Source organism: Streptomyces rhizosphaerihabitans, assembly GCF_025399795.1.
Lineage (GTDB): Bacteria > Actinomycetota > Actinomycetes > Streptomycetales > Streptomycetaceae > Streptomyces > Streptomyces rhizosphaerihabitans.
In genome coordinates this window covers 44,864-57,479 of the sequence record NZ_JAODTZ010000020.1, presented here as the reverse complement: position 1 = coordinate 57,479, position 12,616 = coordinate 44,864, and the positions used below count along the sequence as shown (strand labels likewise).

At 69.6% G+C, this 12,616-nt stretch carries 9 protein-coding genes; 3 read left to right on the top strand and 6 right to left on the bottom strand.

Going from position 1 to position 12,616, the window contains the following annotated elements:
- Positions 1-35: 35 nt before the first annotated feature.
- The 4 genes from N4G66_RS21015 to N4G66_RS21000 all read right to left on the bottom strand — a co-directional run bounded on the left by N4G66_RS21015 (position 36) and on the right by N4G66_RS21000 (position 5,638).
- Positions 36-1,514 carry a glutamate--cysteine ligase gene (locus tag N4G66_RS21015; protein WP_261705685.1) on the bottom strand — a complete coding sequence of 493 codons (1,479 nt, stop codon included), beginning with the start codon at positions 1,512-1,514 and terminating at the stop codon, positions 36-38.
- A 382-nt stretch (positions 1,515-1,896) separates the two neighbouring features.
- A complete protein-coding gene (locus N4G66_RS21010) occupies positions 1,897-3,849 on the bottom strand; it encodes an SMI1/KNR4 family protein (protein ID WP_261705684.1) in 1,953 nt (650 codons plus the stop codon).
- 305 nt (positions 3,850-4,154) lie between these two features.
- Entirely contained in the window at positions 4,155-4,766 is a 612-nt protein-coding gene (locus N4G66_RS21005) for a VOC family protein (protein ID WP_315903665.1), read from the bottom strand.
- A gap of 122 nt (positions 4,767-4,888) precedes the next feature.
- A complete protein-coding gene (locus N4G66_RS21000) occupies positions 4,889-5,638 on the bottom strand; it encodes an SDR family oxidoreductase (RefSeq protein ID WP_261705683.1) in 750 nt (249 codons plus the stop codon).
- A gap of 501 nt (positions 5,639-6,139) precedes the next feature.
- Here N4G66_RS21000 and N4G66_RS20995 point away from each other — a divergent pair.
- Both N4G66_RS20995 and N4G66_RS20990 read left to right on the top strand, forming a co-directional pair.
- Positions 6,140-6,934 (top strand): hypothetical protein, encoded by a 795-nt coding sequence (locus tag N4G66_RS20995; RefSeq protein ID WP_261705682.1) that lies wholly within the window; start codon positions 6,140-6,142, stop codon positions 6,932-6,934.
- On the top strand, positions 6,927-7,445 hold the full coding sequence (locus N4G66_RS20990) for a GntR family transcriptional regulator (protein ID WP_315903664.1): 519 nt from the start codon (positions 6,927-6,929) through the stop codon (positions 7,443-7,445). Before N4G66_RS20995 ends, N4G66_RS20990 begins: the two co-directional genes overlap by 8 nt.
- Before the next feature lie 300 nt (positions 7,446-7,745).
- On the opposite strand, the gene N4G66_RS20985 is transcribed toward N4G66_RS20990, so the two are convergent.
- Positions 7,746-9,113, bottom strand: coding sequence for a beta-1,3-glucanase family protein (locus N4G66_RS20985; RefSeq protein WP_261705681.1), 1,368 nt, complete (start codon positions 9,111-9,113; stop codon positions 7,746-7,748).
- A 916-nt stretch (positions 9,114-10,029) separates the two neighbouring features.
- On the opposite strand from N4G66_RS20985, the gene N4G66_RS20980 reads away from it, so the two are divergent.
- A complete protein-coding gene (locus N4G66_RS20980) occupies positions 10,030-10,920 on the top strand; it encodes a glycoside hydrolase family 19 protein (RefSeq protein ID WP_261705680.1) in 891 nt (296 codons plus the stop codon).
- A gap of 272 nt (positions 10,921-11,192) precedes the next feature.
- On the opposite strand, the gene N4G66_RS20975 is transcribed toward N4G66_RS20980, so the two are convergent.
- Entirely contained in the window at positions 11,193-12,092 is a 900-nt protein-coding gene (locus tag N4G66_RS20975; RefSeq protein WP_261705679.1) for a PIG-L deacetylase family protein, read from the bottom strand.
- Positions 12,093-12,616 lie beyond the last annotated feature (524 nt).

The window sequence follows — 12,616 nt, the reverse complement described above, 5'->3', positions numbered from 1 at the left end:
GGCGCGGCGGTCGAGCACCGGCACGCGAGCTGTCGTCAGTCCACCGGCCAGGTGTGGACGGGCGCGTTGAGGTGCATGTAGTCGATGTACTGCCGCGTCATGCGCCGCAGGGCCTCGTGACGCCCGCAGTGCTCCGACGCTTCGAAGCGGTGCAGCATCTCCTTCTGCCAGACCGCGCCGTTGCGCGCGGTGACGCACCGCTGCTCGATGATGCCGAGCAGTGGTTCCCGCCACGCCGCGTCCATACCCGAGCGCTCCAGGCCCTGGTGTGCCATCGGCAGCAGGCGTCGCAGGACGAGTTCGGGCACCGGAACCTCGCCCGCTCCGGGCCAGTACAGCCGGGCGTCGATGCCGTGCCGTGCCGCGGCGTGCAGGTTGTCCTCGGCGGCCGAGAAGGACATCCGTGACCACACCGGCCGGTCCTCGTCCACCAGGGCGCGGGTCAGGCCGTAGTAGAAGGCGCCGTTGGCGAGGGTGTCGGCGACCGTCGGGCCCGCGGGCAGCACGCGGTTCTCCACTCTCAGGTGCGGTCTGCCCTGGGCCACGGCGTAGACCGGACGGTTCCACCGGTAGATCGTGCCGTTGTGCAGGGTGAGTTCGGCCAGGTCCGGTGTGTCTCCGCGGTCCAGCGTCTGCGTGGGGTCCTGGTCCTCGCACAGGGGCAGCAGCGCCGGAAAGTAGCGGAGGTTCTCCTCGAAGAGATCGAAGACGCTGGTGATCCACCGCTCCCCGAACCAGACCCGGGGCCGTACTCCCTGCGCCTTGATCTCCTGCGGGCGGGTGTCCGTCGCCTGCTCGAAGAGGGGGATGCGGGTCTCGTGCGCCAGCTCCTTGCCGAACAGGAAGGGCGAGTTGGCCGCGAGCGCGACCTGGACCCCGGCGATCGCCTGCGCCGCGTTCCAGTAATCGGCGAACTCCTCCGGTGACACCTGGAGATGGAACTGCGTGCTCGTGCACGCGGCCTCCGGCGTGATGGTGTCCGCGTAGGTCCGCAGCCGGTCGACTCCGTCCACCTCGATGAGCAGATCCTCGCCGCGCGCCGCGAAGACCTGTTCGTTGATCAGGTGGTAGCGGGCGTTCTCCGACAGGGCCTTCGGGCCGACGTCCGCCTCTCGCAGGGTGGGCAGGATGCCGATCATGATCAGATGGACGCCGACCGTCCTGGCGCGCTCGTCCGCGTGGTTCAGTGCGGCGCGGATCTCCTCCTCCCAGGCGTCCGGGCCACCCGCGGTCAGCCGCCGGGGCGGAATGTTGATCTCCAGGTTGAACCGGCCCAGCTCCGTGTCCCAGGCGGGATCCGCGATCGCCTCGAGCACGTCGGCGTTCCGCATCGTCGGCTCGGCCTCGGCATCGGTCAGGTTCAGCTCGATCTCGAGCCCCACCTGAGGGCGCTTCGCGTCGAAACGTGACTCGCGCAGCATCTGCGCGAAGGCGTCGAGACAGTCCTGCATCTTGATCCGGTAGCGGCGACGGTCCTCGCGGGTGAAGACCAGCGCCGGAACGTCGCGTCCCATCGGCCCTCCCGGGTGGCCCCACGGATACCTTTCCCCTCCAGCGTCGCACCACCGGCCGGGTCTGACCATGCGGGACGGGGTCCTACGCCGCGACCGGGGCCGGCGGACGGGGGCCCGCCTCAGCTGTAGACGGCCTGCCCACGGCGCCCGGGGGCGGCGGGCCTGTATCCGGTCGGCTACGACGACCAGGGCACCCCCTGGCCACGGGCGGCCGGCGCACCCAGGCCGGAGGCCAACGGCGCAGGAGCATGTGCCGCGCGGGCGGCTCCAGCACGGTCGAGAAGGCCGGCAACGATCCCCCGGCGCGCTCGTCCTCTGACATGCCAGGGCTTCGTGCCGTCGACTCTCGCCGCGTCGAGCATGCGCACGGCCTGATTTGTCTCTAGCTGCTCCTCGGCCCGTCCTCTTCCGTCCGACGGTCGTCCGCCGGGTGCGCGTCTGCCCGACCCATCCGGATCACCATGTACGTCTCGCCGTTCCTCGGCGGCCGCGTCCAGGAACGGGTGGCGAACGTGTGCAGCCGCCCGTTCACGATGGCATGACGCGGCAGATGGGCACCGAACTCCTCGGTTACCGCTTCCAGCAGTGACCGTTCCACCTCGGCCGCGTCCTCCAGGGCGTCGAAATACCGGCTCGGATCCAGCGCCCGCGGTATCGCCCCGCTCTGCCGGGTCTCTCCGTCCGCGTACGTGAATGCGTACTGCTCGGCACCGTCTCGCGCCACCGAAAGATGGAAGAACGGATTCCCGCGCCGTGTCCTCAGGCCGCTCCACACCACCACCGTGCGAGTGCCCTCGCTGGCGGCCGCGGCAGGGGAGACGAACCGCCGCTGGTCGAACGCGGCGGGATCGCCGTCGAAGGCGAAACTCCAACCGGTGCCGGCCTGGCCGACCGCCATCAGAGCCCTGTCGTCGTAGGAAGAGAACTCCCGCTGGTTGCGTCGCGACCTGCGGTACGCCTCCCAGAAGGTCAAGGGTCCGTTCAGCACGGTGTCGTCCCCGTCTGCGAGACGTCCGGGCAGCTCCTGCGGCTTCACCCCTTCCACCAGGACGAACCGGAAGGACGTCCGGCTGTTGCCCGGGTCCGGCTCCGCGAGCCACGCCAGACCGCCCGGGTCGAGGCCGGCCGTCGGCCTCGGTGCCTCACCTGCCTGCCCGCCCCTCGGCGTGGACAGCAGCTCCCGGCCCCGCTCCGGAGTCAGCAGCGGCCCGAGCACGGTGTCGGCCACCCACCCCAGCGGCGCCAGATGGTCCGGCCCCAGCGGCTCCCACAGGGGCAAAGCGTCCATGAGCGTCCGCCATGCCCTATCGGATTCTCCCCACCGTGCCAGCTCCCGCGCCCGCTCGACCGCCTCCCCGAACGGCCCGGCCGCCGTATACCGGTACATGCCGTTCCGCACCTGATCCAGCGTCGCGTAAGCCAGCGACACCACGTCGTCGTCGGCGCCCCGCAGATGGAACCTCAGTGTGGAGTCGTCCCGGTGCGAATGCGCCGCGTGCTCGGCGACCAGCGGCGGCAGCAGATCGGGCGCGTACTGCGGGTCCGTCACCAGGTCCTCGAAGTACACCATGTAGGTCTGCCCGAGCAGACGACGTATCTGGTCGCCCAGCCCGGCAGCCCGCGGCCTGCCGTACTCCTTGGCCTCGTCCAGTGCCTTCACGGCCCGCTCCCAGCCGCCGCTCAGCGCTTCCAGCCGGGCCTCCTCCACCAGGGTGTCCAGTCTTCGTGTCGTGTCGTTGGCGAACTCCGGTTCCCCGTCACTCTGCCGCGCCCGAAGTCTGTGGAACTCCCGGTGCATGTCCCGCATGAACTCAAGGAAGTTCGCGTACCGCTCGGGCGGCGCGGCCCGCCAGCTCGCCCATGTGTACACGGCCCACTCACCGTCCTCGTCCACGTCCTCGGGATCCATCAGGACGTGCGTGATGTCCGATTCGACGTCGAGCTGCAGCCCGCGCCGCCATATGCCCGCCTCCCGTCGCGCCTCGGGCCCGGCGTCCTCGTCCAGGTCCTCCTCGTACATGTCCGCGAGTCCCGACTCGTTGTTGTGCCAGCGCGCGTCGCCGGTCCCCGCCAAGAGCCAGACGAATCCGCCCGCGTGCCGCCACCCGTCGCTGACCTTGAGGAACTCCCGGTACGACGGGGGCATCCGCAGGCCGAGGCGCTCCTCCATGGCGGTGATCCGCTCCTCGGAGGCGGGCGGGAACCCCAGCCACCGTGCTTGCAGCGCGCTCTCGTCGTCCTCTCCTCGCGTCTCGCCGTCCTGAAGGGAGTCCGCCCACTCCCCGCTCCAGCTGAGCAGGAAGGGCCGCCAGTCGAATGCCGTGGTGTCCGTCATGCGTCCGATGCTGCCACCCGACACTGACAGTGCTCCGCCGCTTCCCGCGGCCACCTTGATGATCAAGATGGGGACGAACCGGAACGCCCCCGAAGCGAGGCGTCGTCGAGTCCGCAGACTTCCCTTCAACAGACCGGGTACGTTCGGCGCGTACGGCCAGCAGGTTCACGTCGGCTGCGGTGAGGGCGACGGCGACGTGACTCGGCGAGCGCGGCGGCCGGCGAAGGTGGGCGTAAGCACCTGGAGTTTCCCTTGCAGTTGGTGATCGGGATGTCCGGTGCCCGATGGACCATGCGTCCCAACGCTCACGAGGGCGGTTCCGTCCCGGCCTGCTCGCTCACCATGTACCGCGCGTACCAGTCCGGCCAGTTGGGGTCCTCCGCGCCGATGCGCGCCTCGTGCTCACCGTGCGCTGCCGCGGCGCGCCGCAGTGCGCTCGCCAGGTCCTCGGCCGAGGCGAACGAGGTGGTCGCGGGGTCCAGCCGGCCCGGAAGCCGTGTGGTGATCTCCTGAAGGAGCCAGCCGTTGCCGTCCGGGTCACTGAACGACAGGAAGGAGCCGTAACTGCCGCGTTGAGGATCAGGGCCGGTCAACCGGGCGTCAGTGCCGGCGTGGTGGAAGACGCCGCCGGCGTCGTGGAACACGTCGCTGGGTTCGGCGCCGCCCCGGCTCAGCTCGTCGCGGGCTGCCTCGATGTCGTCGACGACCAGGTGCAGTCCGCGAGCGGAGCCCGGGTCCTGATCGGTGACCGATCTGCCGAAGATGACCGAAGCCGGAGAGCCCGGAGGGGTCAACTGCACCACCCTGAAGTCGCCGTCGGTGGCGACGTCCGCGTCGAGTCTCCAGCCCAGAGCCGTGTAGAAGTCCTTGGCCCGGTCGACGTCGGACACCGGCACCACGACGACCTCGAGTTTCATGTCCATAGCATGTTGTTCCTCTCGTCCCGGACCCGGATGGATGTCGGCGACGACCTGATCCACGAGTGGTGCCGGAGCGCGCTCGACGTCCGACTGCGGCTCGGGCCTGGGGCAGTTGAGGGTCAGTGCGCGACGAGCTGCTGGCCGCCGTCGATGTCGTATGTGGCGCCGGTGAGGGCGCCGTTGGCCATGATGTGCAGTGCGAGGGCGGCGACATCCTCAGGTCCGACCACCCGCCCAATGGGCAGCGTCTTCCTCAACTCCTCGCGCCGTGCGTCGAGTTGGTCACCGAGTAGGGAGGCCGACAGTGGCGTGTCCACGAACCCGGCCGCTATGAGGTTGACCCGGACAGGGGCGACCTCCAGTGCGAGGTTGGCGGTCAGAGCCGGCAGCGCCGCGGTGAGAGCGCCCGTCACGGCCATTCCGAGCGCGGGCCGGCGGCCGCCGGTGCCGCCGATGAACAGGAGCGTTCCCCCGGCTCTGACCTTCTCCCGGCTCGCCCGCGCCACTGCCAGCATCATCGCGATACGCCCGCCGAAGTCATACCCGGCCTTGGCCAGGTCGAGTTCGGCGATGGGGGTGTACGACGGGCTGCCCGCCGTGACCATCACATGGTCGACCTGCCCGGGCAGCTCTGTGATGAAGCGCTCCAGGCGTTCGACGTCCCGGGCGTCGAAGGCGGCCGTGCTCAGCGGGTCCAGTTCGTCCGCGGCCCGCTGGAGGCGTCCGGCGTCGCGCGCCACGAGAACCAGCTCGCCGCCGGCCGCACGCACCTGCCGCGCGGTCTCCAGACCGATGCCCGCGCTGCCTCCCACGACCACGACCGTCTGCCCGGCAAGTCCTCCACCGGCTTCTCCGTCGGTCCCACTCACAGGGGGTCACCACCCTCAGAACACGGATTCCGTACGTTCCCCGCTCGCGCCTGCGAACGCAGGCTTCGGCCCCCGCCGAAGCGGGTGGTGGAAGGTGCCTGCCTGCTCGACCATTGCGCACCGGGCTCGCCACACCCCTCGGCCGGGGCTTTTGCGCTGGCCGCGTCAGGCCCCGTGCCCTCCGGCACGGACCGCCGATTCGACTTTCAGTCTGTCACCCGTTCGACTGGACGGCATCCGCGCCGCGGATCGAGCGGCGGTACGCCTCGACGGGATACCAGTCGTGCGACATTGCGGCCGCGGGAGGCGGGCCGCGAAGGGCGGGTTGGCTCCGAAGCCCCGCCTCGCGGCGCGTGGACTCGCTTGCGGCGCCCGCGGCTTCCGCGCCGGAATGGTGCCGTTCCCCTATGGACCATCTTGTATCGAGCATTTGACACAAGGTTCCGACCGGGGCATCTTGTATCCACTGCTTGATACAAGATGATCTGGGGGGATCTCCATATGCTCGGCACTGTCCCGCTCAAGTCCAGGTTCCTCGACCACGCCGACCACTACGCCCGCTGGTCCGGTCTGGCCATCGGCGTCGTGGTCGCACAGAACCTGGTCACGATGGACAGCGATGACATCACGATGCCCCTCGTGTTCGCCATCACCGCTTTCGGCCTGTGCGCGGTGGGCGGAGTCCTGCTCGGCGACGCCCTGACCCTGCGTCCCCAGGAAGCGGTACGCACCGCGAGTCTCGCCCCGCGCCTGATCCGAGACCAAGTGCCGCCCCGTATGGCGCCCCTGCTCCTTCTGCAGGCGGCGTCCCTCGTCACCCTCCTGCTGATGGGTGCGGTCACGGCCTCCGCCGACTTCGACCGGCCGGGCGGAGCGGGGCGTGTCATCACCATCACCTGCGAAGGGATGCGCACATCCCTCGGTCCCTGGCCCGGCCTGTACTACAGCGGTCCGATGGTCGCCGCACTCGCGGTCGGAACCCCTGTCTGCGTCTGGGCCCTGCGCCGTATCGCGCACGGCCCGGGCGACGACCGGCAGCGCCGCGACCGCGCGTGGGCGATCACTGGAGCCTGGGGGCTGCTGGTGTCGAGCCAGGTGCTGCTCGTCGTGCTGATGATCTTCGTCGCACTCACGGACAAGGCTTGCGCGGGCCCGCTGGGTGCCGCCACCATCGTGGCGATCTGCCCTCTGGGCCTGCTGGGCATGTTCACCTTCGGATGGTCCCTGGTCACCGTGGTGGCACCCCGGGCGGTCGACGACGAGGCAGCCGACGATGGGACTTTCGACGATGAGTGACCCCGCCGTCCGCGTCGACACCACCAGCCAGGTAGCGCCGTACGAGCAGATCCGCGCCCAGCTGGCCGCGTTGATCCGCACCGGGCGGCTGGCCGAGGGCGAGCGCCTGCCGACCGTGCGCCAACTCGCCGCCGACCTCGGTCTGGCGCCGGGCACCGTGGCCCGCGCCTACCGCGAGCTGGAGATCGCCGAGCTGATCCGCACGCGTCGGGGCGCGGGCACCCGGGTCGCGGCACTCCCGTCCGAATCGCACGCGCATGACGCCGACCAACTTGCGACTCTGGTACGGGACTTCACGTCCGCCGCTCGAGCGCTCGGCGCCGACACCGAGGACATCCTGACCGCTGTCCGCGACGCTCTGGCCCCGGAGCCCGCCTTCTCCTCGGACACCGCCGACAGCGGAGCGGGTGGCCCCGGGACGCCAGGCGGCTTCATCGTCGGCGGTGACCCGAGCGACCATGCCGAGGGCGACGCCATCACGATGAACTCACGGCGGCCGTCCCAGAGTTAGCCCGCACGCGTCATCGCGGTGGACGAAGCCGCCACCGCCCGACCGGGCACATGCTCGTCATCGACGAGGCGGGCTCCGAGGCCCTGATCGAGCATGGCGCCACCATCAGCCCACCACCACGCGGTGGGCCGGGACCGCCGGCCTTGGTGCGACCGGCGGCCCCGACCTCTTCACCGCCGTCCTGCGGGCGGGCAAGCCGCGGTGGAGCCATCCGGGATCCTCAGTCCCGGAGCCGTGATCGATCCCCTTCGCCGGCACGGCGGTGTCGAGCCGGTGCGGCCCCCGCGGTCGGGGATGCGGCTACCAGCCGACGGCGACCAGCAGCCACTGCGGGTTGCCGTGGGAGATGAAGGAGGACTGACCCGCCACGTCGTCGTAGGGGAAGCCGTAGGCGAGGTTGTTGATGGCGTTGTCGTGCCAGAACTTGGCGTAGTAGTTCGCGGGCGCCGCCTTGTAGTACTGGGCCGGGTCGCCCTGTTGGGAGGCCGGCAGGGTGGCCACATGGCGGTTGAGGGCGGCGCACATGTTGGGGTTGCCCGCGAGAGACGCCGCGCAGCCGAAGATGTCGGAGGTGGCGGCGCTGACGCCCACGGACTGGGCGTAGGCGGTGAAGTAGTTCGCGTTGGCGCCGCCCGCCCGGAAGCTCGGGTCGCTGCCGGGTGCGATGATGCGGTACGGGGCCTGGCTCTGGGCGAGCACCTTGAACTGGTCGGGAACTGCGGCGGTGAACCGCTGGAAGGTGGTCGCGCGGTCCTCGGCGAAGGTCCCCCGGTTCTCACCGACCTCGGCGTCGTACCCGTCCTTGGTGTGCAGGCGCATGGCCAGTTTGAGGCCGAAGGCGTCGACCCTGGTGGTGTTGCCGTTGAAGACGTTGTTGCCGACGGTGAACTCGATGAAGTCGTAGTAGGGACCGTTCGGCGAACCGAGGTAGAAGTACATGCGGCCCGCGGAGTTCGCCGGCATGTCGAGGTACGGCTGCTCGGCTATGGAGTGGACCTGTCCGTTGAAGCTCCAGTACACCTGGCTGTCGGGGTACTTGCCGTTGGTGCGGTTGAGGATCTTCACCTCGACGGCGTTGTTCGCGGCTGGTATGTCACTGGTCGTGCCCCAGAAGGCGTCAGGAGGGGTGGTGCTTCCGGGCCCGTACACCTGGAACTCCCACAGGGAGTAGCCGTAGGGGGTGGCTCGCGTCGTTCCGAGGATTCGCACGTATCTGGCGTTGCCGGAGACGCCGATGTTCTGGGTGCCACCGGTGCCGGTTGTGGTGGAGAACGCCGTGGCCCACGTGTTCGCGTCCGTGGAGGTCTGGATCTGGAAGGCCGTGGCGTAGGCGGCCTCCCAGTTCAGGGTGACGCGGGTGAGCTGCTGGACGGAACCGAGGTCGACACGCAGCCATTGCGGGTCGGAGAAGGCCGAGGACCACCGGGTTCCGGTATTGCCGTCGACCGCGGCCCCCGCCGGGAAGGAGCCGTTCTCGACCGACGACGCCGTGGCGGGCCGTCCCTGGGAGAGCAGCTGGTCGGCGGCTTGCGCGGGTGACGGGGTCAGGACGGCGACGCAGGCGGCGAGCAGGACGACGACCAGAGCGAGAGCCGTACGGGCCCGCGCGGTCATGCCCGAGGGTCCATGGGGAGGGGCGCTGGTCGGGGCGCTGGTTAAGGACTGCATGCGGAGTCTCCTCGTGCCGAGTCGGCGTGTGTGGGGGCGGAGCAACAGCAGACGGAGAGCGCTCTCTCCGGGTTGTATCCCCACACGTTCCAGACGTCAACAACTGAAGCCGAAATGAAGGAAGTTCGGGTGTCCGGCACAGCCGAGCACCGTCTGGTGCCTCCTGTGCCGCGTCTGATCGCCCGACGCCTTCGGACCCCGACGGCTCGACCGGGCCCGTATCGCGCCACGCATTCAAGACTTGGCTTCTTCGAGCGGCGCGCGGCCTGAGCGGCGCGCGGCCTGAGCGGCGCGCGGCCTGAGCGGCGCGCGGCCTGAGCGGCGCGCAGTCCGTGGAGCGGTCTCCGGGCCTGGACCAGGCGGTCGCCTTCGGTTCGCTTCGGGCAGGATGGGTGGGCCCGTGATACCTCGGCGACTGCTGTGGTGTGAGCCTCGGCTGCCCCGGTTCAATCGACGGGAGCCGGTGACCCTGCGCGTTCGCGATCCCGGCTCCCGGGATCGCGTCGGGGTTCGGCCCCGCTGAGGATGCGCAGCCGGCCTGGTTCCAGGCTGAAGGGGGCGCCGACGACGGCGACCTTTCCGGGCCATCGGGTTACCTGGACGTCGGCCCGCACCGTAGAGGCGGCACCGGGCGTGCGCGGCCGCCGCGAACCAGGCCGATCCCGATCCACGGCGTTTTCCTCGCGCTCCCGATCCACGGCGATTTCCTGGCGCCCCCGCCGCGCGGAGATTTCCTGCCACGGCCGCCAGGCGCTGACTGGTCTACACCCTTGACTGGTACAGACCAAAGCGGTTGAGTGTGGCCCCACACCCCCCACCGCGGCCGCCCGGACTCTGCGGCGTCGACCCTCCGTCGGCGTGCGCGCATGGCTCTGCCTGCCTCCGGCGCTGCCTTGCTCCGCAAAGGACTGATCCCGTGTCACAACGCCGCGCCGCTTCCCTCCTGGCCGCGATTCTGATCGGAACCTCCGCACCGGCGCTGTTGCCGGCCGCGAGCGCGTCCGCCGCATCCTGTTCGAGCTACCCGAATTGGGTGGCGGGAAAGTCCTACGCCACCGGCAACATCGTCCGGTACACGGACGGCAAGGCCTATATAGCCGAGCACGACAACCCGGGCTACGACCCCGTCATCAGCACCTGGTACTGGGATCCGTACGCTTGCGACGGCGGGTCGACGAATCCCTCCGACGGTTTCGTCGTGAGCGAGGCGCATTTCAACCAGATGTTCCCGAACAGGAACTCCTTCTACACCTACAACGGCCTCAAGGCCGCCCTGAGTTCCTACCCCGGATTCGCCAACAGCGGCAGCGACACGGTCAGGAAGCAGGAGGCCGCCGCGTTCCTCGCCAACGTCAACCACGAGACCGGCGGACTCGTCTACGTGGTGGAGCAGAACACCGCCAACTACCCCACCTACTGCGACTGGAGCCAGTCCTACGGCTGCCCGGCCGGCCAGGCGGCGTACTACGGGCGCGGTCCGATCCAGCTCAGCTGGAACTTCAACTACAAGGCCGCGGGTGACGCGCTCGGCATCGACCTGCTCGGCAACCCCTGGCTCGTCCAGAACGACTCGGCCGTGGCCTGGAAGACGGGCCTGTGGTACTGGAACACCCAGTCGGGCCCCGGCTCCATGACCCCGCACAACGCGATGGTCAACAGCGCGGGCTTCGGTCAGACCATCCGCAGCATCAACGGCTCGCTGGAGTGCGACGGCAGGAACCCGGCGCAGGTGCAGAGCCGCGTGGACGCCTACCAGCGCTTCACGTCGATCCTCGGCGTCACGCCGGGAGCCAACCTCTACTGCTGACGGCCCGACGGCAACGCCAAGGGGCGCCCCGGCAGGTCCTGTTGCCGCCCGCAACAGGACCTGCCGGGGGCTTGCTCCCTCGCGGATCGAGCTCATGCGCCGGCCACAGTTCAAGTCCTGGTGGCGCGGCGGGACGTAGGGAGGCGTCCGGCTGGAGATGGCTGTCCCGGACGGGTCCCCCGGGTGCGGACGGCCCGGTCCGGGCGGGTTCGGCGGACGTATCCGTCGGGCCGGGTGCCGGCCTTGGGGCGCGAGGGCCCCGATTGCTGTCCCTACACCGGGCCGGTCTTGTAGTTCGAGGGAAGCGTGTACACGAACTCCCGTGGATCGGCGTACGCCTGCTCCAGCCAGACGGGGACGCTGTGGTACCCGAGGGTGTAGAGATTCCGGCTGGGGTCCCAGGTGTTGTAGGCCAGGATCGAGGAACGCTTCTTGGCCATATGCGCTGCCGGGATGTTGAGCACATACGCGGCGCCGCGGCCGCGATCGGCGGGGTCGGGATACTGCTGGTAGGCGTAGATGTGGTTGAACCGGACGTCGGTGAGTTCGCCGTTCTTCATCAGCCAGTAGGCGGCATCGCTGCACGCCTTGTGGGTGGGGTTCCCGTCCAGCCACCCGGCCGCGAACTTGTGCGAGGCGCCGGGGTACTGCTGGGCGAGTGCCCGGACCTTGGTCATGATCTTCTTGACGAAGTTGTCGTAGTCACCGAAGGCTTCGTCGGAGAGTTTGAAGTTGATGACCTTGTCGACGCCCAGGGCCTTGGCGGAGAGGTTGAACTCGGCCGTGCGGCCGGTGACGACCTCCGGTGTCGGCCAGGTCTCCTGCCAGCCGAGCTTGTGATAGTGGCCGGGGGCCGAACAATTGCCGCCCAGACTTTGGCAGTCGCCCTGGTTCATGTACGCGGCGAGGTCACCGTTCTCGCCCTTGCTGACCAGCACCAGGTAGACCGGCCTGCCGGCCTCCTTGTGTTCCAGTATCGAACCGGCGAGCCCGATCGCCTCGTCGTCCTGGTGCGGCGAGTAGAAGATCGCCGGGGACGCTGCCGCCGATGCGCTGGGAGCGCCCACGGCGGTGTCGAGCGCCAATCCCGCGGCCACCAGGCCGGTGGTCGTCAGCACCGACCTTCGGGAGGGGCCGGACAGTGTGGGACGGTTCGGGCCGTGGGCAGGCATGGGGTGTTTCCTCTCGCGCGGTGAGTGGGCTGCCGCGGGAGCCCGCGATCGCACGAGGTGCGGGCACTGCGCCGTGGCGTGAATCCACGCTGCCAGGCGGCACTGACGTTCTACTGACATTTTCCTGATGTCCGAAAACAGCTGCTCCTGACAGGACCGGTCGGACCAGCCTGCGCCACCCTGCTCGAACCCGAGACTCGCGCCTTCACAAACGCGATGTGCGCACCCCCGGGGCACGCTCACACGGTCGCGGCTCCTCACGATGGGCACGGCGAGTACGGCCGCGATCAGCGGCCCGAGCGCCGGCCGTCAACGTCAACCAGTGGTCCGTACGGCGAGGGGGTTCGGCGGGCCGCGCATCGCGCGGCCCGCCTCGCTCGTGCCCGGAACGCGGGCGGCACCGGACGCCGGGAGCGACCGGGTGGCTCGAACGCTGTTCGGAGCCTGTGACGCGGTACACATGTCCCTCCGTGGCATCCCGCGTACCAGCCACTTCACCCGGTTCGCATGTCGTGACTGAGCGT

What these genes read in the sequence shown, in the direction of transcription:
- N4G66_RS21015 (WP_261705685.1), bottom strand. Translation starts at nt 1,514, where the DNA reads ATGGGACGCGACGTTCCGGCGCTGGTCTTCACCCGCGAGGACCGTCGC.
- N4G66_RS21010 (WP_261705684.1), bottom strand. Translation starts at nt 3,849, where the DNA reads ATGACGGACACCACGGCATTCGACTGGCGGCCCTTCCTGCTCAGCTGG.
- N4G66_RS21005 (WP_315903665.1), bottom strand. Translation starts at nt 4,766, where the DNA reads ATGAAACTCGAGGTCGTCGTGGTGCCGGTGTCCGACGTCGACCGGGCC.
- N4G66_RS20995 (WP_261705682.1), top strand. Translation starts at nt 6,140, where the DNA reads ATGCTCGGCACTGTCCCGCTCAAGTCCAGGTTCCTCGACCACGCCGAC.
- N4G66_RS20990 (WP_315903664.1), top strand. Translation starts at nt 6,927, where the DNA reads ATGAGTGACCCCGCCGTCCGCGTCGACACCACCAGCCAGGTAGCGCCG.
- N4G66_RS20985 (WP_261705681.1), bottom strand. Translation starts at nt 9,113, where the DNA reads ATGCAGTCCTTAACCAGCGCCCCGACCAGCGCCCCTCCCCATGGACCC.
- N4G66_RS20975 (WP_261705679.1), bottom strand. Translation starts at nt 12,092, where the DNA reads ATGCCTGCCCACGGCCCGAACCGTCCCACACTGTCCGGCCCCTCCCGA.